The organism is Micromonospora kangleipakensis (genome assembly GCF_004217615.1).
In the GTDB taxonomy this organism is placed as follows: domain Bacteria; phylum Actinomycetota; class Actinomycetes; order Mycobacteriales; family Micromonosporaceae; genus Micromonospora; species Micromonospora kangleipakensis.
Genome location: NZ_SHLD01000001.1, coordinates 3,753,748 through 3,780,016, shown reverse-complemented (window position 1 = coordinate 3,780,016; position 26,269 = coordinate 3,753,748). Strand labels below are relative to the sequence as shown.

28 protein-coding genes are annotated in these 26,269 nt (G+C 74.6%); 15 read left to right on the top strand and 13 right to left on the bottom strand.

Going from position 1 to position 26,269, the window contains the following annotated elements; translation table 11 throughout:
• Nucleotides 1–202 precede the first annotated feature (202 nt).
• On the top strand, nucleotides 203–349 hold the full coding sequence (locus tag EV384_RS36095; protein WP_242624142.1) for a hypothetical protein: 147 nt from the start codon (nucleotides 203–205) through the stop codon (nucleotides 347–349).
• Nucleotides 350–396: 47 nt separating this feature from the next.
• Nucleotides 397–744 (top strand): STAS domain-containing protein, encoded by a 348-nt coding sequence (locus EV384_RS18175; RefSeq protein WP_130334928.1) that lies wholly within the window; start codon nucleotides 397–399, stop codon nucleotides 742–744.
• Between the two features lie 76 nt (nucleotides 745–820).
• Here EV384_RS18175 and EV384_RS18170 read toward each other — a convergent pair whose 3' ends face one another.
• Nucleotides 821–1,135, bottom strand: a complete 315-nt coding sequence (locus tag EV384_RS18170; protein ID WP_130334926.1) for a hypothetical protein — start codon at nucleotides 1,133–1,135, stop codon at nucleotides 821–823.
• A 201-nt stretch (nucleotides 1,136–1,336) separates the two neighbouring features.
• Here EV384_RS18170 and EV384_RS18165 point away from each other — a divergent pair, with 201 nt between their 5' ends.
• The 3 genes from EV384_RS18165 (at nucleotide 1,337) to EV384_RS18155 (ending at nucleotide 4,458) form a co-directional block, all read left to right on the top strand.
• Nucleotides 1,337–2,314: a DUF2267 domain-containing protein gene (locus EV384_RS18165; RefSeq protein WP_130334924.1), complete on the top strand. Its 978-nt coding sequence runs from the start codon at nucleotides 1,337–1,339 to the stop codon at nucleotides 2,312–2,314.
• Between the two features lie 79 nt (nucleotides 2,315–2,393).
• Nucleotides 2,394–3,185: a spermidine synthase gene (locus EV384_RS18160; RefSeq protein ID WP_130334922.1), complete on the top strand. Its 792-nt coding sequence runs from the start codon at nucleotides 2,394–2,396 to the stop codon at nucleotides 3,183–3,185.
• Between the two features lie 112 nt (nucleotides 3,186–3,297).
• Nucleotides 3,298–4,458: an AI-2E family transporter gene (locus EV384_RS18155; protein ID WP_130334920.1), complete on the top strand. Its 1,161-nt coding sequence runs from the start codon at nucleotides 3,298–3,300 to the stop codon at nucleotides 4,456–4,458.
• A 7-nt stretch (nucleotides 4,459–4,465) separates the two neighbouring features.
• On the opposite strand, the gene EV384_RS18150 is transcribed toward EV384_RS18155, so the two are convergent.
• Entirely contained in the window at nucleotides 4,466–5,764 is a 1,299-nt protein-coding gene (locus EV384_RS18150) for an NAD(P)/FAD-dependent oxidoreductase (protein ID WP_130334918.1), read from the bottom strand.
• A gap of 671 nt (nucleotides 5,765–6,435) precedes the next feature.
• Between EV384_RS18150 and EV384_RS18145 the strand changes: the two genes are divergently transcribed.
• The 4 genes from EV384_RS18145 (at nucleotide 6,436) to EV384_RS34895 (ending at nucleotide 10,368) form a co-directional block, all read left to right on the top strand.
• Nucleotides 6,436–8,031: a hypothetical protein gene (locus EV384_RS18145; RefSeq protein WP_130334916.1), complete on the top strand. Its 1,596-nt coding sequence runs from the start codon at nucleotides 6,436–6,438 to the stop codon at nucleotides 8,029–8,031.
• A 244-nt stretch (nucleotides 8,032–8,275) separates the two neighbouring features.
• Complete coding sequence (locus tag EV384_RS18140) at nucleotides 8,276–9,514, top strand: M20/M25/M40 family metallo-hydrolase (RefSeq protein ID WP_242624141.1); 1,239 nt, start codon at nucleotides 8,276–8,278, stop codon at nucleotides 9,512–9,514.
• Nucleotides 9,515–9,598: 84 nt separating this feature from the next.
• Nucleotides 9,599–10,210, top strand: coding sequence for a 30S ribosomal protein S4 (rpsD, locus tag EV384_RS18135; RefSeq protein ID WP_130334912.1), 612 nt, complete (start codon nucleotides 9,599–9,601; stop codon nucleotides 10,208–10,210).
• Nucleotides 10,207–10,368: a hypothetical protein gene (locus EV384_RS34895; protein WP_161557994.1), complete on the top strand. Its 162-nt coding sequence runs from the start codon at nucleotides 10,207–10,209 to the stop codon at nucleotides 10,366–10,368. The genes rpsD and EV384_RS34895 overlap by 4 nt, the downstream gene beginning before the upstream one ends.
• A 46-nt stretch (nucleotides 10,369–10,414) precedes the next feature.
• Here the strand turns inward: EV384_RS34895 and EV384_RS18130 are convergent, their stop codons facing one another.
• Nucleotides 10,415–10,942 (bottom strand): GNAT family N-acetyltransferase, encoded by a 528-nt coding sequence (locus EV384_RS18130; protein ID WP_242624140.1) that lies wholly within the window; start codon nucleotides 10,940–10,942, stop codon nucleotides 10,415–10,417.
• Between the two features lie 423 nt (nucleotides 10,943–11,365).
• On the opposite strand from EV384_RS18130, the gene EV384_RS18125 reads away from it, so the two are divergent.
• From EV384_RS18125 to EV384_RS18115, 3 genes are all read left to right on the top strand, one after another.
• The gene (locus EV384_RS18125; RefSeq protein ID WP_130334908.1) at nucleotides 11,366–12,595 is read left to right on the top strand and encodes an MFS transporter; all 1,230 of its coding nucleotides are present in this window, start codon (nucleotides 11,366–11,368) and stop codon (nucleotides 12,593–12,595) included.
• A 229-nt stretch (nucleotides 12,596–12,824) separates the two neighbouring features.
• Complete coding sequence (locus EV384_RS18120; RefSeq protein WP_130340657.1) at nucleotides 12,825–14,405, top strand: glycosyltransferase family 4 protein; 1,581 nt, start codon at nucleotides 12,825–12,827, stop codon at nucleotides 14,403–14,405.
• The gene (locus EV384_RS18115; RefSeq protein ID WP_242624139.1) at nucleotides 14,402–16,135 is read left to right on the top strand and encodes a glycosyltransferase family 2 protein; all 1,734 of its coding nucleotides are present in this window, start codon (nucleotides 14,402–14,404) and stop codon (nucleotides 16,133–16,135) included. Before EV384_RS18120 ends, EV384_RS18115 begins: the two co-directional genes overlap by 4 nt.
• Nucleotides 16,136–16,229: 94 nt before the next feature.
• Here EV384_RS18115 and EV384_RS18110 read toward each other — a convergent pair whose 3' ends face one another.
• From EV384_RS18110 to EV384_RS18095, 4 genes are all read right to left on the bottom strand, one after another.
• On the bottom strand, nucleotides 16,230–16,523 hold the full coding sequence (locus EV384_RS18110; protein ID WP_130334906.1) for a DUF6510 family protein: 294 nt from the start codon (nucleotides 16,521–16,523) through the stop codon (nucleotides 16,230–16,232).
• A gap of 16 nt (nucleotides 16,524–16,539) precedes the next feature.
• Nucleotides 16,540–17,298: a ferredoxin reductase gene (locus tag EV384_RS18105; protein ID WP_130334904.1), complete on the bottom strand. Its 759-nt coding sequence runs from the start codon at nucleotides 17,296–17,298 to the stop codon at nucleotides 16,540–16,542.
• Nucleotide 17,299: 1 nt separating this feature from the next.
• Complete coding sequence (locus tag EV384_RS18100) at nucleotides 17,300–17,890, bottom strand: sulfite oxidase-like oxidoreductase (protein WP_207232623.1); 591 nt, start codon at nucleotides 17,888–17,890, stop codon at nucleotides 17,300–17,302.
• 103 nt (nucleotides 17,891–17,993) lie between these two features.
• On the bottom strand, nucleotides 17,994–19,016 hold the full coding sequence (locus EV384_RS18095; protein ID WP_130334901.1) for a TerC/Alx family metal homeostasis membrane protein: 1,023 nt from the start codon (nucleotides 19,014–19,016) through the stop codon (nucleotides 17,994–17,996).
• Between the two features lie 286 nt (nucleotides 19,017–19,302).
• Here EV384_RS18095 and EV384_RS18090 point away from each other — a divergent pair, with 286 nt between their 5' ends.
• Nucleotides 19,303–20,469, top strand: a complete 1,167-nt coding sequence (locus EV384_RS18090) for a CaiB/BaiF CoA transferase family protein (RefSeq protein WP_130334899.1) — start codon at nucleotides 19,303–19,305, stop codon at nucleotides 20,467–20,469.
• A gap of 28 nt (nucleotides 20,470–20,497) precedes the next feature.
• On the opposite strand, the gene EV384_RS18085 is transcribed toward EV384_RS18090, so the two are convergent.
• Nucleotides 20,498–20,905: a DUF2267 domain-containing protein gene (locus tag EV384_RS18085; RefSeq protein ID WP_130334897.1), complete on the bottom strand. Its 408-nt coding sequence runs from the start codon at nucleotides 20,903–20,905 to the stop codon at nucleotides 20,498–20,500.
• Between the two features lie 158 nt (nucleotides 20,906–21,063).
• Between EV384_RS18085 and EV384_RS18080 the strand changes: the two genes are divergently transcribed.
• Nucleotides 21,064–21,336, top strand: a complete 273-nt coding sequence (locus EV384_RS18080; RefSeq protein WP_130334895.1) for a DUF2795 domain-containing protein — start codon at nucleotides 21,064–21,066, stop codon at nucleotides 21,334–21,336.
• Nucleotides 21,337–21,348: 12 nt separating this feature from the next.
• Entirely contained in the window at nucleotides 21,349–22,008 is a 660-nt protein-coding gene (locus EV384_RS18075; RefSeq protein ID WP_207232358.1) for a DUF1345 domain-containing protein, read from the top strand.
• Nucleotides 22,009–22,220: 212 nt separating this feature from the next.
• Here the strand turns inward: EV384_RS18075 and EV384_RS18070 are convergent, their stop codons facing one another.
• The 5 genes from EV384_RS18070 to EV384_RS18045 all read right to left on the bottom strand — a co-directional run bounded on the left by EV384_RS18070 (nucleotide 22,221) and on the right by EV384_RS18045 (nucleotide 26,269).
• A complete protein-coding gene (locus EV384_RS18070) occupies nucleotides 22,221–22,886 on the bottom strand; it encodes a hypothetical protein (protein ID WP_130334893.1) in 666 nt (221 codons plus the stop codon).
• 32 nt (nucleotides 22,887–22,918) lie between these two features.
• Complete coding sequence (locus tag EV384_RS18065; RefSeq protein ID WP_130334891.1) at nucleotides 22,919–23,890, bottom strand: pirin family protein; 972 nt, start codon at nucleotides 23,888–23,890, stop codon at nucleotides 22,919–22,921.
• A gap of 15 nt (nucleotides 23,891–23,905) precedes the next feature.
• Complete coding sequence (locus EV384_RS18060; protein WP_242624138.1) at nucleotides 23,906–24,802, bottom strand: hypothetical protein; 897 nt, start codon at nucleotides 24,800–24,802, stop codon at nucleotides 23,906–23,908.
• Nucleotides 24,803–24,954: 152 nt separating this feature from the next.
• On the bottom strand, nucleotides 24,955–25,536 hold the full coding sequence (locus EV384_RS18055; RefSeq protein ID WP_130334889.1) for a hypothetical protein: 582 nt from the start codon (nucleotides 25,534–25,536) through the stop codon (nucleotides 24,955–24,957).
• A 421-nt stretch (nucleotides 25,537–25,957) separates the two neighbouring features.
• Complete coding sequence (locus EV384_RS18045) at nucleotides 25,958–26,269, bottom strand: MazG-like family protein (RefSeq protein WP_130334887.1); 312 nt, start codon at nucleotides 26,267–26,269, stop codon at nucleotides 25,958–25,960.

Genomic DNA, 26,269 nt, shown 5'->3' with positions numbered 1-26,269 from the left:
GGCGTCGCTACCCGCGGTCCACCCGAAACGGCGTATGTGGTCCAATCCCCTCGCCCCACCCTACGCCGGTATGCCGGGACCGGCACCGCACGGCAGGTCCGCCAGCCGCCGTCGGCGACGCCGAGCGGGGTGGTTCCGGGGTTGTTACGATCCGACCGCTCCGACCCGGGCGCTCCCGCGATCAGGGTCGCAGCACGGCACCGTGATCCGGCTACCCGAGACCCCCCGGTTCCTGGCGACGATCCTGGACATCACCGGGGTCACCGGCCTGCTCGCCCGGCCACCGCTCAGCGTCCGTCCCGGGTGGCCCACCGCCGGGGACGCCAGGGAGAGATCCGCCTCCGCCTGAGGCACACCCGGGGTTTCCCGATCACGTCGGCCTGGGAACATGAACCCATGCCCGCCCAGCTGTTGACCATCGAGGTGAGCCGGCTCGGCGCCGGACGAGCCCGGCTGCGGCTGACCGGCGAGCTGGACTTCGACACCGCGCCGGAACTCATCGCCACCGCCGCGGAGCTCCGTCTCGACGGCTACCAGGAGCTGCTGATCGACCTCGGCGGCGTAGGGCTCTGCGACTCCTCCGGGCTGAGCGCCTTCGTGGTGATCCACCGCGCCGGCACCGGGCCGATCCAGCTCACCGGGATGAACCCGCAGGTCCAGCAGCTGCTCGACCGCACCGGGCTGGGCGAGCTGCTGGCGGTGCCACGGCCCGCCGCGACCGACGACGCCCGCGAGGCGGGCTGATCGCGGGTCATCCCGCCCGTGGCAAGGGGATGGCCCCCGACCCTGGGACCAGGGGCCGGGGGCCGGGGAGGGTGGCTCAGGCGGCGGGGACCGGCTGCAACCGCGGGCCCGTCGACCGCAGCTCCTTCGCCGCGGACGGCTCCGCGTCATCCGGCGGGCCGGAATCGGGCGTCTGGAAGAGATAGCGGACGAACTCCCCACCCGCCTCGTTGTCGTCCGCTCCGGGCCACTGTCCGACAGAGTCGACGCCGACCACCTCACGGCCGGTTCCGTCGGTCTCCTCCAGCAGCGCCCACAGGGTCACCGGGTAGCAGCGGGTGGCCTCGGGGTCGACCTGCCACCGGGCGTACCAGCCGGGTCGGGCGGGGACGATCTCGACGATCCTCTTCATGACGACCTTCCCTTCCGCGTGCATCGGAAGTTTCCCGGTCCACCCCGATCGTGGGCCGCCGCCGGGTGAACGCCCCTCACCCCCAGCGAATGAAGCTGACACGCGCTCCCCGCGGCGCGCCGGCCGTGGCCGTTTCCTTCCCCGCGACGGCGGGAAGGCGACGCGCGGAAGGCCGAACCCGACGAGGAACGAGGTGTGACGATGCGCAAGCAGATGGAGGGCGACAACCAGCGCCGCCGGGCCCTGGCCCGGGAGGCCCGGGAGCGGGGTCGGCAGCCCAGCCAGGTCCGCGCGAGCCTGAGCGCGTCCAAGCAGATCACCTCCCTGGACCAGGGCCGGCGGCACGGTCCGCCGCCCGCCGGTCGGCGCAAGCCGAACATCCCCCGGGGCGGTCCCGCCCCGCCGGAGCGCTCTGTGCAGCAGCCCGGTCGGCCGCTCCCTGAGCCCGGCAAGGGCACTCCCGCGGTGACCGCTGTCGGGTATCGCGCCCTGGTCGACGACGTCGGCCGCCGGGCCGGGGTCGACTTCTCCACCGCCAAGGTGGGTGCCGAGGCGACCGTGCTGGCGTTGGCCTGGGCGTTGGACGAGGCGGCGCGGGAACGGCTGCTCGAGGCGGTGCCGATGAAGCTGCACGACGTGGTGCCGGTGGACGGCATCGAACGGCACCACGACCTGGCGGGCTTCCTCGCCGAGGTGGCCCGGATCAGCGGCCGCACCCCGGAGCAGGCGCGGTACCAGGCCGAGGCGACCCTCGCGGCGCTGGCCCACGCCGACGGCGACCTCGTCGAGTCGCTGCGCGTACCGGACGGGTTGCGGGACCTGCTCACGCCGCCGGAGCCCGGCGGTGGCCTGGTGGGTCCGAGGTCGGCCACGGCCCCACTGGCCGAGCAGGAGCTGCGGGACGCGCTCAGCGGCCTGCGGTACTGGTCGAGCGACCGGCGGTCGCTGGTGCGCACGATCGAGCTGCCGCCGGACAACCTGGACCGGGTGCTCGACCGGCTCGACCAACTCCGGACCGAGGTCGGCCGCGCCCCGCAGATCGGCCGGCCGGACCCGGACAGCGCCGTGCTGACCGTGCGGACCCAACGGGTCGACGGGGTGACCGTCCTCGACGTCGAACTGGCCCACCGGATCGAGGACGCGATCGAGGAGGTCGGCGCCGGGATGAACGCCGGCTGAGCGGGCCGGGCCGGCGGGCCGCGAGCCCGCCGGCCCGACCCGGCCGGCCGCCCGACCGGATCGGCTACCGTTGCCGGCCATGGAGAGCGCCGCCGACGACCTCGCGCTGGTCGTCGACCCGGCCCGACGGACCGGGCGTACGCTGCTCGCGGCCGGCGTCGCCCAGTCCTACGTGGACGTCGTCGACCCGCGCCATCTGCACTTCGAGTACGTCCGGCGGATGGCCGCGGTGATCGACCTGGCCGCCCCGCCGGGGCGGCCGCTGACCGCCCTGCACCTCGGCGGCGGCGCGCTCACCCTGCCGCGCTGGCTGGCCGCCACCCGCCCGGGATCGGCGCAGCTGGCGGTCGAGCGGGACCCGGCCGTGGTCGGCCTGGTCCGCCGGGAGCTGCCGCCGCTGCCGCCCGAGGTGACCGTGGCGGTCGCCGACGCCCGGGACGCGGTGACCGACGCCCCGACCGGCCGGTACGACCTGGTCCTCGCCGACGTCTACCGGGCGGCCCGGATGCCCGGGCACGTGGCCAGCGTCGAGTTCGCCGCCGAGGCGGCCCGGACGCTGCACCCCGACGGCGTCTACCTGGTCAACGTGACCGACCTCCCCCCGCTGGTCTTCTGCCGCGCCCAGGTCGCCACCCTGCGGGCGGTGTTCGCCGACGTCTGCCTGGTCGCCGACCGGCGGATGCTGCGCGGGCGCCGGTACGGCAACCTGGTGCTCGCCGCCGCGCACCGGCCCGACCGCCTGCCGGTACGCCGGCTCGCCGCCCGGGTGGCCGCCGACCCCGTCCCCGGCGGGGTGCTGCACGGCCCCACGTTGGACGCCTTCGTCTCCGGCGCCCGCCCGGCCACGGACGCCACCCTCGCCGCGGACTGACCCGACGGCCCGCCCAAGCCGGACCAGACCGGAGCGGGGCCGCGGACCGGGCGGCCGGCGGTGTGGGCCGTTCTGGGGGTTTTTCCGGAGCCCGGCCGGGTAGCCGCGCCGGATGAGCGACGCCCAGGACCGGTCCACCGCCCGGCGGGCGTTGATCGTCATCGGCCTGGTGCTGGCCACCGTGCTCGGGCTGGCCCTGGTCTGGGCCACCCGGCGGGTGCTGGTCTGGGCCCTGGTCGCGGCGTTTTTCGCGGTGGCCCTGAAACCGCTGGTCGACCGGCTGGAACGCCGCTGGGTGCGACGCCGCGCGCTGGCCACCCTGCTGGTCTTCGTGGCCGCGTTCGTCCTGCTCGGCGCGCTCGCCGCGATGATCGTCCTGCCACTGGTCGGCGAGGTGGCCCGGTTCGCCCACCAGGCCCCGGACCTGCTGCGGGAGGCCCGGGCGGGCCGCGGCCCGGTGGGTGAGGCGCTTACCCGGCTCCGGCTGCGGGAGTACGCCAATACCCACGCCGACCAGCTCCAGCGGTACGGCTCACGGCTCGGCCAGCCCGCCGTGGGGCTGGTCCGGGGCGTGCTGCAGACGGTCGCCGGGCTGCTCACGGTGATCGTCCTGGCATACCTGATGGTGCTGGAGGCCCCGAAGATCATTGCCGGGACGCTGGCCCTGGCGGGCGACGGCGGGGCGGAACGGCTGCGCCGCATCGGCCGCGACTCGTCCCGCACCATTACCGGCTACCTCAGCGGCAACCTGCTGATCAGCGTCATCTGCGGCGGGCTGACCTTCGCGGTGCTCTTCCTCACCGGCGTGCCGTTCGCCGGGGTGATCGCCCTGCTGGTCGCCATCGCCGACCTGATCCCGCTGGTCGGCGCGACGCTGGGCGCGGTCATCGCCGCCGGCGCCGGGTTCCTGCACTCCCCCACCGCCGGCATCATCGTGCTGGTCTTTTTCGTCGTCTACCAGCAGGCGGAGAACCACCTGCTGCAGCCGGTCATCATGTCCCGGGCGGTGCGGCTGAACCCGCTGACCGTGCTGGTCAGCGTGCTGCTCGCGGCGGAGCTGGCCGGTCTGGTCGGTGCCCTGCTTGCCATCCCGGCCGCCGGGATGGCGCAGATCCTGCTCCGCGAGCTCGCCCCGAAGGGGCTGCGCGCCGTGCCGCCCCCCGCCACCGGCACCGCCGACGCCACCGCGAACGCCCCGGAGTCGACGCGCGGCGGGCCCGGAAACCGGCGGCCCCCCGGAACCGGTGGGGCGCCGCCACCGGCCGACGGCTGACCGTCGCTCAGGCGCGGCGGACCATCTCGGGCGACTCGCTCTCCAGCGGCACCGCGTTGGCCGGGACGAGGCCGAGCTGCACGGCGGGTCGGGACATCGTCGCGTCGAGCACCCAGTCGGCGCCCACCCGGGCCCGGTTCCCGGGCATCGCCAGCAGGTGGTAGCCGCGCGTCACCGCCTTGGCCGGCAGGCCCGACAGGGGCACCTTCAGGGGGTTCGCCGCGGCGTCCTTGCCGCCCAGGTCCACCACCCAGCCGAGGTCGTAGTGCTTGTACGGCTTACGACTGCCCTGCCCGTACGAGGCGGCGATGTTCTGCGCGGCCAGCTTGCCCTGCCGCTGCGCGTGCTGGGCGGTCATCGTGCAGATCTGGCCGGGGCGGGTCACGTCGGGCACGGCGGCCGCGTCGCCGCAGGCGTACACCTCGGGGTAGCCGGGGACGTTGAGGAACTCGTCGACCACCAGGCGGCCCTTCTCGGTGCGCAGCCCGAGCTCCGCGACGAACGGGTCTGGGCGCACCCCCACGCACCAGACCAGGCTGCAGGTGGGCACGTACTCGCCGTCGGTCAGCATCACCCCGTCCGGGGTGGCCTCCGACACCGAGGTGCCCATCCGTACGTCGACTCCGCGCCGCCGCAGCACCCGGTCGGCGGTCCGCGACATCCGATCGCCCAGCTCGGGCAGCACCCGGGGCGCGACGTCGAGCAACATCCAGCGCGGGCGCACCTTCAGGTGCGGACGCTGGGCGATCAGCCGATCGGTGAAGAGCTGCCCGTGCGCGGCGACCTCGGTGCCGGTGTAGCCGGCGCCCACCACCACGAAGGTGGTCCGGGCCCGCTGCTCGGCCGGGTCCTCGGTCAGCTCGGCCAGCTCGATCTGCCGGACCACGTGGTCGTGCAGGTAGAGCGCCTCCGGCAGGCCGCGGAAGCCGTGCGCGTACGCGGTCACCCCGGGGATCGGCAGCAACTTGTTGACGCTGCCGACGGCGAGGACCAGCCGGTCGTACGCCAACTGGCCGCGGTCGCCCTCCTGCTGCCGGTACCCCACCCAACGGTTCTGCAGGTCGACCCGGTCCGCCTCGCCGATCACCACCCGGACGCCGTTCAGGGTGCCCGACAGCGGCACCGAGATCCGGGTCGGCTCGACCACCCCGGCGGCGACCTCGGGCAGCAACGGCAGGTAGAGGAAGTAGTCGGTCGAATTCAGCAGGACGATCTCGGCCCGCTTGCCGGCCAGCCGGCTCAACGTCTTCGCCGCGTGGTATCCGGCGAACCCGGCCCCCACGATCACCACACGAGGTTTCGTCATGCCCGCTGCCGTTCCCGCCGAAACGCGCGACAAACGTGCCACTCGGTCGGGCGCCCGGAGGACGTACCCGCCGCGGCCGACGGCCGCCAGGTCGTAGCGGTGGCCGAAGGCCCGGGACCCGCTGGGCGGTGATCCCGTCCCAGCTCGGCAGGGGCGTCCGGGTCCAGCGCCAGCCAGCCCGTCCACCGGTTCAGACCGAGCATCGCCCCGGACCAGGGCACCGCCGGGCGGTGTCCGCGCGCAGCCGCTGGGCCAGCGCCGGGTCCGCGAGCGGGCCAGCGGGTGGCATGCCCGACGTGGCCGTCGCCGGCCCGGTCGCCGTGGTCGTCGCTCCAGTGCAGCACGGCCAGGGCGTTGTCGCGCAGGAACCGCAGGGTCTCGTCGTCCCGGGTCCACCGCCAGTACTCCGACAGCAGGATCAGCCAGAGCTCGGCGCCGTCGGCGGTGCCGTCGCCGCGTACGGCGGCTCCGGGTGAAAGCCCGTGCGGCCGGCGACCGTTTCTGACTACCGCCGAGGAGGAGCGGGGCGGTCGTCCGTCCGGCCCCTACCGACCCCACCGAACCGACGTCTTGCGGACGACAATTCCGGCAGGACGGGTTCGGGGCACACAGGACGGACGCCGGCTGGCTACGCTTCCGCCGGTCCAGCCCACACACGGTGAGGATTCCGCATGGCCACCGAGGCCGCCGAAGCCACGGAACAGCCCGCCACGTCGACCGCGTCGCCTCCGCCGCCGCGCCGGCGGCTCCGCCGCCTGCCCTGGCGGCACCTGCCGCTGCTCGTCCTGCTCGGGGTCTATCTGTACGCCCGGATCCGCATCCTGACCGGTTACGCCCTCTTCACCGCCCCGGACACCGGCTCGTACGCGGACCGGCCGGGGACGCCGATCGAGACGCTGTCGTTCACCGGGCACGCGCCCCGGCCCTGGGGCGTCCCGCTGCTCTACGCCCTGGTCGACACCGACGCGGCGCGGGTCACGCTGCAATGGACGATCGGCACGCTGGCCTGGTCGCTGCTGATCTGCGCGTGCTGGGGGCGGCTGCGCCACCTGCCGGCGCGGCTGCTCAGCGCCGCGGCGCTGATCTGCCTGGCGCTGGCCCGCTCGGTCTACACGTGGGACCACGCCATCCTCTCCGAGTCGCTCTCCATCAGCCTCGGCGTGGCGGCGCTGGCGCTGCTGACGATCTGGGTCACCACCCGCTCCTGGACGGCCCTCGGGGCGCTGGTCCTGGTCACCACCTGGTGGGCCTTCACCCGGCAGGACGTGCTGCCGTACGTGGTGCTGCTCGTGGTCGTGCTGGCCGGGCACGCCGCGCGGCGGCGCTACCGGTGGGGCGGGCTGGTCGCCACGGTGCTGCTGCTCGGCACCGTCGGCTGGCAGCTGTCCATCGTGCCGACCATTGACCAGAGCTACCGCTCGTGGGGCACCGGGCTGAGCCTGTCCGACGCGACCTTCCTCTACCGTCTGCGGTTCCAGGTGCTCAACGACCCCGAGGTGAAGGCGGCGTACCAGCAGGAGTTCGGGATGCCCGGGTGCGAGCGGGCGGAACGGCTGGCGGAGACGCCCTTCTGGGCGATGGGCCCGTTCATCAAGGCGTACCGGGAGTGCCCGGAGCTGATGGCGTGGGTGCAGCGGGAGAAGGGGTCGGTCGGCTACCGGTACGCCCGCGCCCACCCCGACCACTACACCGAGCAGGTGCTCAAGGTGCTGCCGTCCTCGCTGGACGGCACCGCCGGCCGGTACGCACAGCCGGTGCCGGGCTTGCCCACCTTCCCGGAGAAGGTCTTCTTCCCCGACCGGCACAAGGTGCTGCCCCAGGCCGGCGTGCTCTTCCTGGTCGCGCTCGGCGTCGGCCTGCTGGCGCGGGCCTTCCGGCGGGCCCGCTGGCTGGCCGGGGCCGGGGCGCTGCTCGCGCTGGCCAGCACGGCCAGCGCGGTCGCCGGCATGATGTACTCCGCCGGGGAGTACAGCCGCTTCGGCATCCAGGAGGCGGTGCTGCTGCGGGTCGGGCTGATCGTGCTGGCCGCCGCCGCCCTCGAGGCGGTCACGGCGTGCCTGGCGGACGGCGTTACCGCCCTGCGCCGCCGCGCCCCCGCGCTCGCCGGCCCCGCGGCGGCGACGGCCAGCGACGCCGGGCCGCCGGACGAGGCCGCCCAGGCCCCGGAGCGGGAACTGCCCGAGGACGCGCCGGTGCCGGACGACGCAGCGGACGGGGAGCCGGCGGGCAAGCCGGACCTGAGCATCCCCCAGCCCCGGAAGACATAGACAAACCTCGTACGCCGGGGCGAGGATGCGCTGATGGGAACCCACGAAACCGCCGGGGGCCGGCCCACGAGGCCGACCCGGCGCAGGCTTCCTGACCGCTTCCGCCGCGGCCACCGCCGCCACCGTCGCCGCTCCGCTCGCCGCCGCGCCCGCCGCGGCGCACGAGGCCGGCCCGCCGCCCGGTCCGGGCCGGCCGGTCCGGCCGCAGCCGCCCGACCGGGAGCTGGCCGCGCTGCTGCGGGAGGTGGACCGCGACCGGATCGAGGCCACCGTCCGCCGGCTGGCCGCCTTCGGCACCCGGCACACCCTCTCCAGCCAGGACGACCCCGTCCGGGGCGTCGGCGCCGCCCGCGACTGGATCTTCGCGCAGTTCTCCGGGTACGCCGCCGCCTCCGGCGGGCGGATGACCGTGGAACTGCAGTCGTACGTCCAGGAGCCCGCCTCCCGGATCCCCACCGCGCCCCGGATCACCAACGTGGTGGCCACCCTGCGCGGCGACTCCGCCCCGAACCGGACCTACGTCATCACCGGCCACTACGACTCGCGGGCCACCGACGTCATGGACGCGGTCAGCGACGCCCCGGGCGCCGACGACGACGCCTCCGGCGTGGCGGTGCTGATCGAGCTGGCCCGGGTGATGGCCACCCGGCGCACCGAGGCGACCATCGTCTTCGCCGCCGTCGCCGGCGAGGAGCAGGGCCTGTACGGATCGGCGTACCTGGCGAAGCAGCTGAAGGCGGCCGGCGTGGACGTGCAGGGCATGTTCAGCGACGACATCGTCGGCAGCAGCACCGCCGACGACGGCACCCGCGACCCGCGTGCTGTCCGACTCTTCGCCGAGGGAGTGCCGACCGCCGAGACGCCGGCCGAGGCGAGCACCCGGCAGTCCGTGGGCGGCGAGAACGACTCCCCTTCGCGACAGCTCGCCCGGTTCGTCTGCGACGTGGCGGAGAACGGGGCGACCGGGATGCGGGTGCGGGTGATCTACCGCCGGGACCGCTACCTGCGCGGCAGCGACCACATCTCGTTCCTGCGGGAGGGCTGGCCGGCCGGCCGGTTCACCGAGCCGAACGAGGACTTCGCCCACCAGCACCAGGACGTCCGGGTGCTCGACGGCGTGCAGTACGGCGACCTGCCGGAGTTCTGCGACTTCGGGTACATCACCCGGGTCGCCCGGGTGAACGGCGCGGCGCTCTGGTCCCTCGCCCAGGCGCCGGGCACCCCGAAGGGTGCCACCATCGTCACCACCAACCTCACCAACGACACCACCCTGCCCTGGCAGCGCGGCGACGAGCCGGACCTGGCCGGCTACGAGGTGGTGTGGCGGGAGACCACGGCCGCCGAGTGGCAGCAGGTGATCCCGGTCGGCGACGTCACCGAGGTGACCGTGGACCTCTCCAAGGACAACGTCTTCTTCGGCGTCCGGGCGGTGGACCGGGACGGGCACCGCAGCCCGGTGGCCTTCCCGAAGCCGGGGAGCTGACCGCCGGCTCACCCGCACCGGGTGGGGTCGCCTCACCCGACGGCGGCGGAGGGTGGTGGGACCGCGAGAAAGGGAGGAAATGACATGGCGGTCCGGACCACGGTACGTCCCTCACCGGAGGATGTCGTCCCACTGCATCCGGCGCACGGCTACCGGCTGCGGCGACAGCGGCATCCGGTCGGCGTGCGCGGCGGGCCACGGCGCGCCCCGCGGGGTTACCGGTTGGACGACGCCGAGCGGCATCGGGTACGCGCCGGCTACGAGCTGCGGGAACGGCAGCTGGCCCGCGCCCTGACGGCGGCCGGCCGGCAGCCCGGCGACGCGGCGGAGAACCTGGTCGGGCAGCTCGAGCAGCGGATGGACGCGCTGGTGCACCGAGCGGGCTTCGCGCGCTCCATCGACGAGGCCCGGGGCCTGGTCGCGCACAACACGTTCACCGTCGACGGCGGCAAGGTGAACCGCTCCTCGTACCTGGTCCGCCCCGGGCAGACCATCCGGGTGCGGCCGGAGCGGCGGTGCCGGGCCCCGGTCGCGGTCGCGGTCGCCGGGTACGCCGAGGGCGACGCCCCGCCGTACCTGGAGGTGCGGCCGGAGCGGTTCACCGCGACGCTGACCCGGGAGCCGCAGCGGCAGGAGGTGCCGGTGCTGCGGGACCTTCCCCTCGCCGTCCATGAGGAACGGAGGACCGGATCATGAAGCTGCCGATCCCGAACGACCGGCGGGTGCCGACATACCTGCGGCAGAGTGGCCGCCCGGAGCTGACGCCCCGGCAGCGGCGGCGCGTCGAGCACAAACAGGCGCGGCTGGAGCGCCTGACCGGGCAGCGTCCGCAGGCACGCGGCCCCGGACGCTGAGCCGACATCCGGTGGCGGTCGCCGTACGGCGGCCGCCACCGCGCTGTCAGCCGGGTTCCGGCGCGGTGATCGCCCAGCGCTCGTGGTCCCGCCACGCCCCGTCGATGAAGAGGTAGTCCGGGGAGAAGCCCTCCAGCCGGAAGCCCAGCCGGCGGGCCAGGCGCTTGGACGGCTCGTTGCCGGGCTGGATGTTCGCCTCCAGCCGGTGCAGCCGGAGCCCGGTGAAGGCGTGGTCGAGCACCAGACCGATGCCGGCGGAGGCGTGCCCCGTCCCGGCGTACGGCAGGAAGGCGGCGTACCCGAGATAGCCGCCGCGCAGGGCGCCCATCACGATGCCGCTGATGGTCGCGTACCCGGCGATCTCCCCGGTGGCCTGGTCGCAGAACAGGTAGCCCGAGCTGTCCCGTCCCCGCACCTTGCGCAGGTACGCGGCGTACTTCTCCGGGTCGTCCGCGGCGGCGAGCCACGGGTGGTGCAGGTCCCGGCTGCGCCGGACGGCGGCGATGAACTCGCCCTCGTCGGCGGGGCGCGGGCGGCGGATCCCGACCCGCCCGTCGGTGCGCAGGTATCTCACGTGGCCACACTCTCGCTCACCGGCCCGGCCGACGTTTAACCGGGGTCGCGGACCGGGCCGCCGCCCACTAGCGTGACGCCTCGACGGCAGGAGGTCGATCATGGGTATGGCTCTTCTCGGCACGGTGCTGGCTCCCGCTTCGCCGCTGGGGACCGCGGTGTCCTGACCCGAGCCGTCCGGCGCCCCGGCGCCGCCCGGCCCACCGATCCCGCCCACCGCCGGCCCCGCCGCCGGGAGCGGGCTCGTCCCCTCGACACCACTCCTCGCCGCGAAGCGATCAGGTGACCCGCCCCCGCGCGGGTCCTCCGTCATGGCGTGACCACGCCAACCCACATCGCTTCCGAGGGAGTTCCTCGTGTTTCCGGACAACCCGTCCGGGCGCCTCGTCGCGCCCGGACGTCACACCCCTGCCCGGTGGTCGGCATGACCGCCACCGTCCCCACCGGCCGGCTCGGCCCCGACTTCCGCCGCCTCTGGACCGCCAGCGCCGTCACCAACCTCGGCGACGGCGTCACCATGGTCGCCGGACCGCTGCTGGTCGCCTCGCTCACCCGGGACCCGGCCGCCGTCGCCGCGGCGGTCCTCGCCCAGCAGTTGCCGTGGCTGCTCTTCGCCCTGGTCAGCGGGGCTCTCGTCGACCGGCTCGACCGACGCCGGCTGATCGTCGGCGTCAACGTCGGCCGGGGCCTGGTGCTGGCCGCGCTCGCCGTCGCGGTACTCGCCGGGTGGGCCACCGTGCCGCTGATCTGCCTAGCGTTCTTCCTCACCGGGGTCGGGGAGACCCTGGCCGACACGGCCGCCGGGGCGCTGCTGCCCTCGGTGGTCCCGCCGGAGCGGCTGGAGCAGGCCAACAGCCGGCTCTTCGCCACCTTCGTGGTCGGCAACCAGTTCGCGGCCAAGCCGCTCGGGGCGTACCTCTTCGTGCTCGCCGCGGCGGCGCCGTTCGCCTTCGACGCGGCCACCTTCGGGCTGGCCGCGCTGCTGCTGGCGCTGCTGCGCTGGCGTCCGGTACCCCCGGCGACGCCGGAGCCGACGGCCAGCGAGCGGCCCAGGTCGCTGCGGGCCGACATCGCCGCCGGGGTATGCGCGCTCTGGGGTGTGCCGGTACTCCGCACCCTCGTGGGCTGCATCGCGGTGATGAACGTGGCGTTCTGCGCGGCGTTCGCGGCGTTCGTGCTCTACGCCCGGCAGCGGCTCGGCCTCACCGAGATCGGGTACGGGGTGCTGCTGACCGCCGCCGCGCTCGGCGGGCTGGCCGGCACCGCGCTGGCGCCCCGGCTGCGGGCCCGGTTCGGCACCCCGGCGCTGCTGCGGGTCGGGCTGCTCGTCGAGGTCGGGCTCCAGGTCGTGCTCGCCACGACCCGGCAACCCTGGGTGGCCGGGGCGGCCCTGGCCGTCTGGGGCGTGCACACCATGGTCTGGGGCGTGCTGGTGGTGTCGCTGCGCCAGCGACTCGTGCCGGACCGGCTGCGCGGCCGGGTGAACGGCGCGTACGCCCTGGCCGACCTGGGCGGGGCGGCCGTCGGCACGGCGACCGGCGGCCTGATCGCCCAGGCGACGGGGAGCGTCGTCGCGCCGTTCTGGCTGGCGGGCGCGGCGATGGCGCTGCTCACCGCGCTGGTCTGGCGACGGCTCGCCGCCGCCGACGGCTGACCGGCGCCGCCGGCGGGGAGGCCGGTCCGACCTCCCCACCGGCGGTCCCTGTGCCCTGGGTCACAACTCAACCGCCGCCCGCCGGTCGCCTGGACGTCACGTCCACGTTGCCGCTGCGACGACTGGCTCCACCAGCGTGGGGTCGCGCCGGAGACGCCGGCCGACCAGCGGAGGACCAGCAGTGGGACAGGACGACACGACGGCCGGGCCGCGCCGCGGCCGGATCGTCATGCTCGTCGACAACAAGGTCGAGGGCGACTCCCGGGTGCAGAAGATCGCCCGCTCGGCCGCCGAGGCGGGCTGGGACGTCACGCTGCTGGGGCGGTCGCCGGACGCGGTGGAGCACAGCTGGCAGCTCGGCGCCGCCGAGGTCCGGCTGCTGCCGATGCCGAACCCACTGGACCGGCGCCGGCACGAGTTCCGCCGCTCCTGGCTGCGCTGGCCGCTGGCGTACCGGCTTGGCGGCATCGCCGAGCACCGGGCGCAGTGGGTGCGCGCCTGGCAGGCCGACCTGACCGTCCGCGCCGCGCTGCTCGAGCAGCGGGCCCGCGCCGGCGAGCTGGGCCCCGACCGGCTGCGCCGGGCCCGCCGGGGACTGCGCCGACGCGCCACGGCGGCCCGGCTGGTCGGCCGCTGGGTGTGGCTGCGCACGAAGATGATGAACCGGGTCCGCAGCGGGCGGAAGTTCCGCAACCCGTGGGACCGGGCGTACACCCTGTTCTGGCAGGTCGTGCAGGGCGACCGCGCCTGGCGGCGGCTGGAGCCCGGGCTCTGGGACTACGAGCTGGCCTACGGCCCGGAGGTCGACCGGCTCCGCCCGGACCTGATCCACGCCCACGACTTCCGGATGCTCGGGGTCGGCGCCCGCGCCAAGATCCGCGCCGCCGGGCAGGGCCGGCGGGTCGCGCTGGTCTGGGACGCGCACGAGTTCCTGCCCGGCATCAAGCCGTGGCGCGACCACGCCCGTTGGCTGCCGGCGCACCGGGCGCACGAGCGGGAGTACGCCCCGCACGCCGACGCGGTGCTCACCGTCTCGGCGGACCTCGCCGAGCTGCTGCGCCGGGAGCACCGGCTGCCCGCGCCGCCCGCCGTGCTGCTCAACGCCCCGGCGGCGGAGCACGGCCCGACCGACGACGCGCCGCCGCCGGACATCCGTGCCGAGTGCGGCCTCGACGCCGACGTGCCGCTGCTGGTCTACAGCGGCGCGGCCGCACCGCAACGCGGCCTGGACACCCTCGTCGACGCCCTGCCCCGGCTGCCCGGCGTGCACGTCGCGCTGGTGGTCAACCCCGCGCTGCGGCACGTCGAGCAGCTCGCTGCCCGGGCCGCCCGGGCCGGGGTGGCCGACCGGCTGCACGTCCTGCCGTACGTGCCGCACTGGCAGGTGGTGCCCTTCCTCTCCTGCGCCGACGTCGGGGTGATCCCGATCCACCGCTGGCCCAACCACGAGATCGCGCTGATCACCAAGTTCTTCGAGTACTCGCACGCCCGGCTGCCGCTCGTGGTCAGCGACGTGCGGACCATGGCCGCCACCGTGCGGGAGACCGGTCAGGGCGAGGTCTTCCGGGCCGCCGACGTCGACGACTTCGTCCGCGCGGTGGGTGCCGTGCTCGCCGACCCGGCCCGTCACCGCGCCGTGTACGACCGGCCGGGGCTGCTGGAGAGCTGGACCTGGCGGGCGCAGGCCGAGGTGCTGGACGGGGTCTACCAGCGGCTGCTGGCCGACGCCGGACCGCCCGCGGCGCCCGACCCCGCGACGCCCGGCGTGCCGCTGACCGATCCGCCAACCGCCCAAGGAGCGATCCGATGACCGCGCCCGACGTCAGCGTCGTCGTCCCCGTCTACAACACCATGCCGTACCTGCGGACCTGCCTCTCCTCGCTGCTCGACCAGACCATCGGCCACGAGCGGATGGAGATCGTGGCGGTGGACGACGGCTCCACCGACGGGGGCGGGCGGCTGCTGGACCGGCTCGCCGCCCGGCACCCCGGCACGGTCAAGGTGGTGCACCAGGCCAACTCCGGCGGCCCGGCCGCCCCCTGCAACCGGGGCCTGGAGCTGGCCACCGGCCGGTACGTGTTCTTCCTCGGCTCCGACGACCACCTCGGCCCGGAGGCGTTGGAACGCCTGGTCGCCGCAGCCGACCGGCACGGCTCGGACGTCGTGCTGGGCAAGGTGGTCGGGGTCAACGGCCGGCACGTCTTCTCCGACGTCTTCAACGCCGGGAACGCGGTCGACGTGGATCTGTTCGACTCGGCGCTGCCCTGGTCCCTGGCGAACACGAAGCTGTTCCGGCGGGAGCTGGTCGAGCGGCACGGGCTGCGCTTCCCGGAGGACATGCCGGTCCTCAGCGACCAGCCGTTCACCCTCGAGGCCTGCTACCGGGCCCGGCGGATCTCGGTGCTCGCCGACTACGACTACTACCACGCGGTACGCCGGCTGAACGCCCGCAACATCACCTACCACAGCCGGGTGGCGGCCCGCCTGGTCAGCGTCGAGCGGCTCTTCGCGTTCGTCGCCGCGCTGATCCCGGCCGGGCCCCGGCGCGACGCGGTGCTGCGCCGGCACGTCGGGCTTGAGCTGGCCAACCTCGTCGGCGACGACTTCCGCCGGCTGGACCGGGCCGACCAGGAACAGGTGCACGCGGTGGTCCGCCGGCTGGTCGACCGGTACGTCACCGACGACCTGCGGGACCGGCTCGACATCGAGGCCCGGCTGCGGCTCGGCGCGGTGACCGCGGGCGGGGTGGACGACCTGCTCGCCGTCATCGACCAGGACGCCGAGCGCGGCGTCCCGCCGACGGTGGTCGAGGACGGCCGGTGGCACGCCGGCTACCCGGGCGCCCGGACCGGCGGCTGGGCCGACGTCACCGACGTCCGGGCCGACTGGCTGGCCAAGCTCGACACCGTCGAGGTGACCTGGGAGGGCGGGCACACCCTCGCGGTGACCACCCGCAGCCCGTACCCCCGGTTCGCGGCGGAGGCCGGTCCGGTCCGGCTGGTCGCCGGGCAGCTCGCCGGCACCACCCTGCTGGACGCCACCGACCCCACCGGCCGGACCGTCCGCACCGACTTCCCGGTGGACCGGCTGCTGGCCGCCAGCGCGGCGACCGGCCAGCGGCACCCGGTCCGCGCCGAGCTGACCGGTACGCACGGCCGGGGCAGCGCCCCGGTCCGCGCGCCGCGGCTGGCCACCGGCCGTCCCCGGCTGCTCCGGCACGGCCTGCGCCTGTACGGCGTCGCCGCCACCGTCGACCCGCGCAGCGGGCAGCTCGTCCTCTCGGTGGTCCCGGTGACCGTCGGGCAGCTGGTCAGCCGGCTGGCCCGGCGGCTCCGCCGGGCGGTTCCGGCCGGCCCCGCCCGGGTGGCGCCCACGCCGGCGCCGGTGGTGCCCGCCCCGACCCGGGCCGCCCACGCCGCCGGCACCGCACCGACGCCGGCTCCGGTCGGCGGCCCGTCGGCGACCGTCGGCACCGGAAACCACGCCGAGCGCGGCCGCGGCGGCGACCTGCCGATCGGCCAGCTCACCCCCACCTCCTGACCGTCGATCGCCGACGGCCGGCCGGCCCACACACGTCACGGAGGCCGGGCTCGGGCCAGGGCCGGCCGTCGCGGGTCGGTGGGGAGGGCGGGAGCTACAGCGGCCGGGGATGCGGCTGGTCCAGCGGCATCGGCACCTGGAGGAAGGTCGTGCCGCGTAGGTCCAGCCAGGCCCGGTCGGGCGCCCGGACCAGCCGCAGCATCACCTCGCTGCAGGCCGGGCAGCGGCCCACCAGGCCCGGCGCGTGCGAGAAGACGTGCAGCCCGGCCACCGGGCCGAGCGTCCCGCACGAGTCACAGCGGCCGGTGGCGCTGCTCAGGTCCACGGCGAAGAGCTCGCGCAGCGGCCCGTCGAGCATGTTGCCGTCCAGGTAGGACATGTCGGTCATCAGGTCTCCTCGCCGCTCAACCGGTCGGGCCGAACCGTTCGGTCTTCACCCGCCGGGTCTGGTGCCCCAGCCCGACCAGCAGGTCCGCCACCGTCTCCACGAATCCAGTCGGGCCGCAGACGTAGCAGAGCGGCTCCAGGTCCGCCGGCCAGCCGTGGGTGTTCACGTCGGCCAGGCCGACCCGGTGCGGTTCGCCCCGCCACCCCTCGGGCGCCTCCCGGGTGTACACGTACGCCACGTCCAGGCCCTGGTCGTCGCGGGCCCGCCGGCGCAGCTCGTCGGCGTAGATCACGTCCGCGGGGGTGCGCACCGAGTAGATCAGCCGGAACGGCACCCGGCTGCCCGCGTCCCGGCGGGCCCGGATCATCGCCATCAGCGGCACCACGCCCGAGCCGCCGGCCACCAGCAGCACCGGGGCGGTCTCCTCGGTGCGCCAGACGAACCAGCCGCCGACCGGGCCGCGCACCTCCACCGGGTCGCCCGCGCCGTACACGTCGATCAGGTACGGCGAGACCTCCCCGTCGGGCACCTTCTGGACGGTCAGCGCGATCCGGTCCCCGTCGGGCGGGCCGGCGAGGGAGTACGAACGGGCGGCCTGGTAGCCGTCCGGGGCGGTGAGCCGGACGTCGACGTGCTGCCCGGCCACGTGCCCCGGCCAGCCGGGCACCTCCAGCACCAGGGTCTGCGCGGTCGGCGTCTCCGTCCGGCGCTCCACCAGCCGGGCCACCCGCCAGGTCAGCGGCCCCGCCACCCGGTCAGTCGTGGGTGCGGCCACCTCAGTCGCCCTGGTAGCGCTGCTCGCGCCACGGGTCGCCGTAGTCGTGGTAGCCGGCGGTCTCCCAGAAGCCCGGCTTGTCGTCGACCAGCAGCCGGATGCCGCGCACCCACTTGGCCGACTTCCAGAAGTAGAGGTGCGGAACGAGTAGCCGGGCCGGGCCGCCGTGCTCGGCCGGCAGCGGGCCGCCGTCGTAGGTGTGCGCAACCCAGGCCCGACCGCCGCGCAGGTCGTCCAGGGGCAGATTGGTGGTGTACCCGCCGTACGAGTGGACCAGCGCGTACCGGGCGCCGGTGTCGATCCCCTCCAGCAGGGTGTCCAGCGACACCCCCTGCCAGCTGGTGCCGAGCTTGGACCACCGGGTGACGCAGTGGATGTCCACCGTGGGCATGTCCTGCGGCAGGCTCATCAGCTCGTCCCAGGTCCACCGGAACTCGACGCCGCCCTCGGCGGTGACGACGAACTCCCAGGTGTCCAGCGGCACCCGCGGCGTCGGGCCGGCGGAGAGCACCGGAAAGTCCTCGGTCAGGTACTGGCCCGGCGGCAGGGCCGGTTCGGCCGAGCGGGGCCGACCCTGGAAGCCCGGCGACACAATTCCCACCCGACAGTCGTACCACCTCGGGGTGGGGTCGGACATCCCGATCGGCCGGACCCGCCGCAGTGGGCGACCCACCGCGGCGGCCGGCTCCCGAGGGTCAATGCCGGTCGGCGACAACCTGGGTGTCGCCGGCCGCGCGGTCGCGGGTGGCCCGCAGGCTGGTCAGGGTCACGACCACCAGGACCCCGATTATCACGCCGAGCGACGCGAGGGTCGGGATCTGCGGCACGCCGGCCCAGACACCGTGCGCCCAGTGCAGGCCCAGCTTGACCCCGATGAAGGCGAGGATGATGGCCAGGCCGTAGCTGAGGTGGACCAGCCGGCTGAGCGCGGCGTGCAGCACGAAGTAGAGCGCCCGCAGGCCGAGCAGGGCGAACGCATTGGTGGCGAAGACCAGGTACGGGTCCTCGGTGATGCCGTAGACGGCGGGCACCGAGTCGACGGCGAAGACGATGTCGGTGGCGAGCACCGCGACCACGACCAGGGCGAGCGGGGTGAGCGCGCGCCGGCCATTCTGCCGGACCGTCATCTTCGTGCCCTGGTACTCGTCGACCACCGGCATGACTCTGCGCAGCAGCCGGACCGACCGCATCTTGTTGATGTCGACCTCCTGCTGGTGCCCGGAGAGGGCGTCGCGCAGCAGCTTGACCGCGGTGGCGATCAGGATGAGGCCGAACAGCAGGAAGGCGAAGTCGAGGGTCTGCAGGGCGGCGGCACCGAGGGCGATGAAGATCGCGCGCAGCACCAGCGCGCCGGCGATGCCGTAGAGCAGCACCCGCTGGGCGAGCACGGCGGGCACCGCGAAGGCGGCCAGCAGCAGCATGAAGACGAAGAGGTTGTCGACCGACAGCGACTTCTCCACCAGGTAGCCGGTGAGGTACTGCACGCCCAGTTCGGAGCCGAAGCGGGACCAGATCCAGCCGCCGAAGGCCAGCGGCAGGGCGATGTAGAACGCCGACCAGCCGAGCGCTTCCTTGATCGACACCTCGTGCGGGCGGCGGGTGACCAGGAAGTCCAGCACCAGCAGGGCGAGCACCCCGGCGATGGTCACCCCCCACAGCGTGGGGGTGCCGACCGATGACAGCTCGCTGGCGGCGGACAGGTATGACAACTCGGTCATGGGGCCTCCTCGAACACCGTGACATGTTCGAGGTCTCCTTCACCCACGATTCGTCGTGGGCAACCACCCGGGGCGCGCCCGGGGCGCGCCGTACTGACCGGAATGGTTCGTGGGAAGTACTCCCCTCGTGGCGTCAAGGTTAGGGCCGCTCACCTCGTCCGCCAAGTCCGACGCACCACCCCAGGTCAGCTGGTTGCCCTGGTCAACCGCTGTGTGGGGGGGGTGCGCCGACGCCCAGGGGCGACCGGGGGCGACGGGACCGACGCCCGACGCCTATCGTGGCCCGATGACCGACGACGCGCCGCCCGCCCCGGTCGGCCCCCTCTCCGGCGTCCGGGTGATCGAGCTGGCCGGCATCGGGCCCGGCCCCTTCGCCGCGATGATGCTGGCCGACCTCGGCGCCGACGTGATGCGGGTGGACCGGACGGCGCCCGCCGCGTTCGGCAGCCCGCCCGGGGACCTGCTCAACCGCAACCGCCGCTCCCTGGCCGTCGACCTCAAGTCGGCCGCCGGCCGGGAGGTGGTGCTGGCCCTGGTCGGCCGGGCGGACGCGCTGCTGGAGGGCTTCCGCCCGGGGGTGACCGAACGCCTCGGGCTCGGCCCCGACGACTGCCTCGCGGTCAACCCACGGCTGGTCTACGGCCGGATGACCGGCTGGGGGCAGCAGGGCCCCCTCGCGGCGTCCGCCGGGCACGACATCGACTACCTGGCGTTGACCGGCGCGCTGCACGGCATCGGCCGGGCCGGCGAGCGCCCGGTGCCGCCGATGAACCTGCTCGGCGACTTCGGCGGCGGGGGGATGATGCTGGCCCTCGGCGTGGTGGCCGCCCTCTACGCCGTCCGCGCCGGCGCGCCCGGCCAGGTGGTCGACGCGGCCATCGTGGACGGTGTGTCGGTGCTCGCCACCCAAATCCACGCGCTGCGCCGGTTCGGCATGTGGCAGGACGAGCGGGGGGTGAACCTCCTCGACGGCGGGGCGCCCTTCTACGACACGTACGAGTGCGCCGACGGGCGGCACCTCGCCGTCGGCGCGCTGGAGCCGCGGTTCTACGACGAGCTGGTCCGGCTCACCGGCTTCCCGCTCGCCGGCGACGAGGCCCTCGACCGCACCGACCCGGCGAACTGGCCCGCGCTGCGCGCGGCGTGGGACCGGCTCTTCCGCACCCGGACCCGGGACGAGTGGGCGGAGCTGCTGGCCGGGTCGGACGCCTGCGTCGCGCCGGTGCTCGACTGGCGGGAGGCGCCGGAGCACCCCCACCTGGCCGCCCGGGGCGTCTTCGTCGAACACGACGGGGTGACCCAGCCGGCCCCGGCGCCGCGCTTCTCGGGCACCCCGACCGCGGTACGCCGACCGCCGCCGCAGCCCGGCGAGCACACCGACGAACTGCTGGCCGAGGCCGGCTTCGACGCCGACCGGATCGCCGCCCTGCGCGCCGACGGCGCGATCGGCTGACCGCGCCCGGAGCCGCCATGGCGCCCGGTCAGCGGCGCAGGGTCGCCCCGGGGGCCAGGACCGGCTCCACCATGTCCCGGTAGTCGCGCGGCAGCTGCACCACGATGTCGTCGAACTCCCCACCGGTAACCGCCTCGCGCAGCGTGGTGAAGACCGCCCGGACGGTGTCCCGGGCCGCGTTCTCGTCGATGCCGGCCCGCTGCCCGACCCGGGCGACGAACTCGGCCGCGCCGAACCGCTCAGCCGCCTCGGTGCCCGGGCTCGGTTTCAGCACCAGCTGCAGCGGCTTCGGCAGCTGGGCCGCCAGGTCGAGCAGTTCGCCGCCGGTCAACCGCTCGGCCAGCGTCTCCAACGTGGCCCGGGTCAACTCGACCGCCCGCTCCGAGGACGCCCGGGTCCGCTGCGCGACCTGGTCGACGAAGGTGTCGTAGTTCATCGGTGGTACCCCCTTCGGCTCTTCCGCCGTCGCCGCCTACCCGCCCGGCCGGGGCGGAAACGGGCCGCGAAATTCCGCGTACGACCACGCGTGACCCGCCGCCCGGCGGGTAACCGCCGCCGGTCGTGATTGCAACCGACGCGCGAGGAGCCCCACCCATGGCGAGTTACACCGACGTCCTTGATTACCTGTCCGCGCTGGACTACCCGGCCGGCAAGGACGACGTCGTCCGCGAGGCCGAGCGGGAGGGCGCGCCGCCGGAGGTGTTGCAAGCCCTGCGGGCCCTGCCGCCGGTCGACTACGCCAACGGCAACGAGGTCGCCCGGTCGGCCGGCATCGACGCCGCCCCGGAGGTCGGCTCCGCGCAGCGGGCGGCGCAGACCCGCGACAAACGGCACCAGCGGGTCTCGCAGCACCTGCGCGGCATCTGATCACCGCCGCCGGTGCGGCGCACGATCCGCGACCCGGACGGGCACACCCCGGCGGCGGTCCAGCTCACCGTGATGGGGCTGGTCGGGGTGGTCTGCGGTGGACTGTTCGCGGCCCTGGTCTCGCCGACGGTCGGCCCGCTGGTGGGCTGGGACGCCGCCGCGCTGAGCTGGCTGGCCCTGCTCTGGGGTCGGCTGTGGCGCCTGGACGCCGACCACACCGCCCAGCTCGCGGTGCACGAGGACCCGAACCGCCCGATGCGGGACGGGCTGCTGCTGGGGGCGTGCCTGGCCAGCCTGCTCGCGGTCGGGGTGGTGCTCACCACCGCGCACGAGGTGCCGCCCGGGCTGCCGCTGGACGCCTACGGCGGGCTGGGCGTGCTCAGCGTGGTGCTCTCCTGGTTCGTCGTGCACACCCTCTTCACCGCCCGGTACGCCCGGCTGTACTACGCCGGCGAACCGGGCGGCGTGAACTTCCATCAGGACGAGGCGCCCTGCTACGCCGACTTCGCGTACCTGGCGTTCACGGTGGGGGCGACGTTCCAGGTCTCCGACACCGACCTGTGCAGCGCCGAGATGCGCCGCACCGTGCTGCGGCACATGCTGGTGTCGTACGTGTTCGGAGCGGTCATCATCGCGGCCACGGTCAACCTGGTCGTCGGCCTCGCGAGGTAGCCCGGTGACAGGCGGGCGCCCCGGGTCACGAACCGCGACCTGGGGCGCCACGCAGCACCTGCTCCCGGCGGTCCGCGCCCGAACCGGATCGCGACCGCCAGGCGGTGGATGTTCGCCCGAACCGGGCGGGCATCGCTGCCACGATCATCATACGATGCGGGATCAGCCTTTCGGGTGAGTATCGCGAAACTGTGTCCCGCGGCACGTCCTGATCAGCCGGTCAGCTCCGCGTACCGCTTCTCCAGGTCCACCCGGGCCAGCGCCCCGACCAGCCAGGCCAACCGCTCCGACTCGCCGCTGCCGGCCAGGCTGGCCAGGTCGTCGGCGGAGCGGCCCAGGCCCAGGCGGCGCGCGGCCACGAGGGCCCGCCGGTCGGCCACCGGCGCCACCTCCCGCCACACGGCCTGCGCCTCCCGCAGGAACAACTCGGTCACCTCGTCGTCCACCCCGGGCAGGTCGGTGAGCAGCTTCCGCTCCCGGGCCGGATCCTGGTGCGCCTCCGTCCGCAACCGCCGCAGGTCGCCCCGGTAGCGGTCCACGACGGCGCGGGCGAGGTCGCCCAGCACCTCGGCGAGCCCGTCCACATCGCCGCGCTGGCCGTGCGCGCGCAGCACCCGCACCCGGTCGGCGTGCAACGAACGGGCCAACCGGGCCGCGCTGTCCCAACCCTCGTCGCGCAGCGCGGCCGCCGCCTCCACCGCCCGGCGGAAATCCCCCTTCCGGGACAGCAGGACGGACAGACCGAGCACCTGGAACAGGTTGGACGGGTTGTTCAGGACCCGGAAGCCGTACTGCTCGGCGAAACCGCGACCGTCACCGGCGAGCCGGCGTACCAGTCGCTTCTTGTCCTCGATGTTGGAGATCGCACTGGTCGGCATGCCCGGCGTCTACCCGGGACGGGGCCGCCCAATCAGCCGATGAGGCCGCCGCGACGGTCGCGGGCCTTGAGCCGGGTGGTGGGCAGCGCCGGGGCCGGCAGCGGCGGCGCCGGATCGTCGGCCACCGTCCCGAACCGCCGGCCGGCCATCCAGTCCTCCCGGGCGGCGGCGACCTCCTCGTGCGACCGGCCCACGAAGTTCCACCACATCACCAGGGGCTCGTCGAAGGGCGCGCCACCGAGCAGCAGCAGCCGGCTGCCGGGCGCCGCGCGCAGGGTCACCGTGTCCCGGCCGGCGCCCAGGTACAGCAGCGCACCCGGGGCGAGCGACACCCCGTCCGCCACCGCGGAGCCCGACATCGCCAGCAGCCCGTACTCGAAGTCGCGGCGCAGCGGCACCGTGGCCGGCGCCGGACCGCGCACCTCGAGCTGCGCGCCGACCAGCGGGGTGTGCACCACGGCCGGGGAGCGCTCGCCGCGGATCTCACCCACCAGCAGCGTGACGTCCAGGTCGCCGTCCCGCCAGCGGGGCAGCTCCGCGTGATGGGCGAAATCGGCGGCGCCGGCCCGCGCCGGATCGGGCAGCGCCACCCACAGCTGCACGCCGTGCATGACCGGCGGATGCTCGGCCGGTGACCGCTCGGAGTGGGCGATGCCGTGCCCGGAGGTCATCACGTTCAACTGTCCGGGCCGGATCGGCTGCACGCTGCCCAGGCTGTCCCGGTGCAGGATCTCCCCGTCGAGCAGCCAGGTCACCGTCTGCAGGCCGGTGTGCGGGTGCGGCGGCACCTCCATGCCGGGCCGCTCGGCGACGTCGTCCGGTCCGAAATGGTCGACGAAGCACCAGGCCCCGACCATCCGGCGCTGCCGCTGCGGCAGCAGCCGCCGCACCGTGGTGTAGCGCCCCAGCGGCACGTCGTGGCCGGGCAGCAGCACGCTGCCCGGGTCGCTGGAGGGCACGCCGGGTGGCAGGGTCTGCGCCGGCAACGATTCGGTACGGTCCACCGCCCGACTCTACGCTCAGCCCTCCTCGATGGTCACCGTGTTCGCCCCGGCCACCAGGTCGACGTAGAGCCGGTCGACCGCGCGGTCCCAGCTGGGCGAGCTGACCAGCTCGCCGGCAACCACCCCGTCCCGACGCTCCTGGTAGACGGCGACAGAGCCGGCGCCGGAGGCGGCTCGGACCCGGGCCGGCGACGCGTCGGGGACCCGGACGGTCAGCAGGCTCGTCCCACCGGTCATCCGCACGGTCAGCGTCCCGGCGAGCCGGGGCAGCCGGAGCTCCGTGCGGGACGAGCCGCCGATCAACTCGATCCCGGTCAGCCGGCCCCCGCTCAGGTCCAGCAGCTGGTCGCTGACCCCGCCCGCCAGCCGCAGCCGCCACTCGACCCGGGAGTTGAGCAGCACCTCGACCGCGGCGGGACCGCGTCGCCCGTTCTCCTCGACGCGCAGCCGCACCCGGTCGCCCCGCACCTTCGGGCGCGGCGTCACGCCCCCGTCGGTCGGCACCTCGATCCGGTACAGCTCGTCGCCGAGGTCGGCCGTGCGCAGGCCGAACGTGGTCAGGCCGTCCACCAGCTCGAAGCTGGCCCGGCGCCGGCCGGCGAGCGGCGCGGTCACGGCCTGCTCGGCGGCGGCCTCCGCCGCGCCGACCCCACCCGGCTCGGCGGAGGTCGTCACGGCCGGCGGTTCGCCGCCGGAGAAGGCAAAGCCCAGTCGGGCCGGGTGGGAGAGCGTCGCCACCACGGCGACGACGCCGAGGGCCACCACCAGCACGGCGGCGACGCTGAGCAGCCGCACCGGCCCGGGCCAGGACCAGCGCCGGGACGACACCGGATCCGGATCACCGGACACCTCGACCGCCGGCTCCCCCGCCACCTCGACCCGGCGATACCCGTCGTCCCCCGATGCGGCCATGCTGATCCCCTCTCCCCGGTCCCCGCAGGGAGTACGTACCCGGGGGTCGTCCGGATCACCTGCTCGTCGCTGGTTGCGGTGGGGGCGTGGATACGCCGCTGGCCGGCACCCCGTGTCTTGGGGTGCCGGCCAGCGGCGTTTTGCTTTATGGGTCAGCTGTTCCAGTGCTGGGCGACGATGTGGGCGGCCTGCTTCTCCCACTGGGCGTAGGCGTCCGGGTAGGCCGACACCTGCACCGTCTGGGCGGCCTCGGTCAGCGGCATGTCCTGCCACCCGTCGACCTGCTTGAGACCCTTCTCGAACGCCAGGGTCGCGTACTCGGGGTCGGTGATCTGCTCCGGCGTACCCCAACCCGAGGACGGGCGCTGCTGGAACAGGCCCAGCGAGTCGTGGTCGTTGCGGTCACCCAGGTGACCCAGGTTCTCCAGCTTCGACTCCTGCAGCGACGTGGCGATCGAGATCACCGCGGCCCGCTCCGGCAGACCCGCCTTCTTCGTCGCGGCGATGATCGCCTTGGCGTTGGCGGTCTGCTCGTCGTTCAGGGAGATCTTCGACTGCGCGCCCTGCACACCGTGCGGGATCAGCTTGCCGCTGTCCGGCTTGTCGGCCTGCACGGCGACGGGCTTGCCAGCCACCGCGGTGTCGGCGTGAGCGGCGATCGGACCGGCGAACACACCACCGGCAAACGCCAGACCAGCAACACCCAGCACGCTCTTACGAATGATCGAAGTCATGATGAAGCTCCTCGGGGGTTGGCGCACACCCGGTGGGGGCCGGGACATGCGCAAGCACCGTCAGGCGCTCACAAGCACAAGGGGAAAAGTCTCTGCCCGGTCCGACCGCGGGGCGGGGGCCTCTTCGCGGCGCCGGGACCATGTGTAACGACCGCCGGCCCGCCATCATTCCGGGGCCCGACCATCGGCCCGGTCGAGCGGGCCAGGTACTCGGTCGTACGCCAGATGTAACGACCCCCGCCTGGCCATGATTCCGCCGCCAGGATGCCACCGGTCACACCCGGAACGGACATCCGACCCAGACCACCCGCCATCCTGCGGGCGGACCGGACAGCCGGCACCAGATCCCCGATGTGGCGGATATCCGCGCCTTGCGGACACCGCCACATCGGCGACATGCAGGCAAACTACGAAGGAACGCTCAGGTCGAAGCGCGATCCCGCACCTTCGCCGCACACGCCGCCACCACGGACCGCGCGTCCAACCCCAGGCTCTCGATGGCGACGAGCGCCGTGAAGACGACGTCCGCCAGCTCGGCGGCGACGTCCTCGCGGCGATGCGTCACGCCCTTGCGGGGATTCTGACCGAGCACCCCGATCCAGGCGCCCGCCGCCTCTCCCGCCTCCTCGGTGAGCTTCAGGATCCGACAGGTCAGCTCGGCGTCGTCCGTGCCGTTGGCGGCGTCCAGCCAGCCGCGGGAGGCCCGGACCGCGTCCCAGATCGACTCATCCAC

Excerpts from the sequence above, each read along its gene's own strand:
- EV384_RS18080 (WP_130334895.1), top strand. The coding sequence starts at position 21,064 with ATGGCGAGTTACACCGACGTCCTTGATTACCTGTCCGCGCTGGACTAC.
- EV384_RS18145 (WP_130334916.1), top strand. The coding sequence starts at position 6,436 with ATGGCCACCGAGGCCGCCGAAGCCACGGAACAGCCCGCCACGTCGACC.
- EV384_RS18085 (WP_130334897.1), bottom strand. The coding sequence starts at position 20,905 with ATGAACTACGACACCTTCGTCGACCAGGTCGCGCAGCGGACCCGGGCG.
- EV384_RS18115 (WP_242624139.1), top strand. The coding sequence starts at position 14,402 with ATGACCGCGCCCGACGTCAGCGTCGTCGTCCCCGTCTACAACACCATG.
- EV384_RS18060 (WP_242624138.1), bottom strand. The coding sequence starts at position 24,802 with ATGGCCGCATCGGGGGACGACGGGTATCGCCGGGTCGAGGTGGCGGGG.
- EV384_RS18170 (WP_130334926.1), bottom strand. The coding sequence starts at position 1,135 with ATGAAGAGGATCGTCGAGATCGTCCCCGCCCGACCCGGCTGGTACGCC.
- EV384_RS18120 (WP_130340657.1), top strand. The coding sequence starts at position 12,825 with ATGCTCGTCGACAACAAGGTCGAGGGCGACTCCCGGGTGCAGAAGATC.
- EV384_RS18155 (WP_130334920.1), top strand. The coding sequence starts at position 3,298 with ATGAGCGACGCCCAGGACCGGTCCACCGCCCGGCGGGCGTTGATCGTC.
- EV384_RS18175 (WP_130334928.1), top strand. The coding sequence starts at position 397 with ATGCCCGCCCAGCTGTTGACCATCGAGGTGAGCCGGCTCGGCGCCGGA.
- EV384_RS18095 (WP_130334901.1), bottom strand. The coding sequence starts at position 19,016 with ATGACCGAGTTGTCATACCTGTCCGCCGCCAGCGAGCTGTCATCGGTC.
- EV384_RS18070 (WP_130334893.1), bottom strand. The coding sequence starts at position 22,886 with ATGCCGACCAGTGCGATCTCCAACATCGAGGACAAGAAGCGACTGGTA.
- EV384_RS18110 (WP_130334906.1), bottom strand. The coding sequence starts at position 16,523 with ATGACCGACATGTCCTACCTGGACGGCAACATGCTCGACGGGCCGCTG.
- EV384_RS18055 (WP_130334889.1), bottom strand. The coding sequence starts at position 25,536 with ATGACTTCGATCATTCGTAAGAGCGTGCTGGGTGTTGCTGGTCTGGCG.
- EV384_RS18090 (WP_130334899.1), top strand. The coding sequence starts at position 19,303 with ATGACCGACGACGCGCCGCCCGCCCCGGTCGGCCCCCTCTCCGGCGTC.
- EV384_RS34895 (WP_161557994.1), top strand. The coding sequence starts at position 10,207 with ATGAAGCTGCCGATCCCGAACGACCGGCGGGTGCCGACATACCTGCGG.
- EV384_RS18165 (WP_130334924.1), top strand. The coding sequence starts at position 1,337 with ATGCGCAAGCAGATGGAGGGCGACAACCAGCGCCGCCGGGCCCTGGCC.
- EV384_RS18160 (WP_130334922.1), top strand. The coding sequence starts at position 2,394 with ATGGAGAGCGCCGCCGACGACCTCGCGCTGGTCGTCGACCCGGCCCGA.
- EV384_RS18150 (WP_130334918.1), bottom strand. The coding sequence starts at position 5,764 with ATGACGAAACCTCGTGTGGTGATCGTGGGGGCCGGGTTCGCCGGATAC.
- EV384_RS18125 (WP_130334908.1), top strand. The coding sequence starts at position 11,366 with ATGACCGCCACCGTCCCCACCGGCCGGCTCGGCCCCGACTTCCGCCGC.
- rpsD (WP_130334912.1), top strand. The coding sequence starts at position 9,599 with ATGGCGGTCCGGACCACGGTACGTCCCTCACCGGAGGATGTCGTCCCA.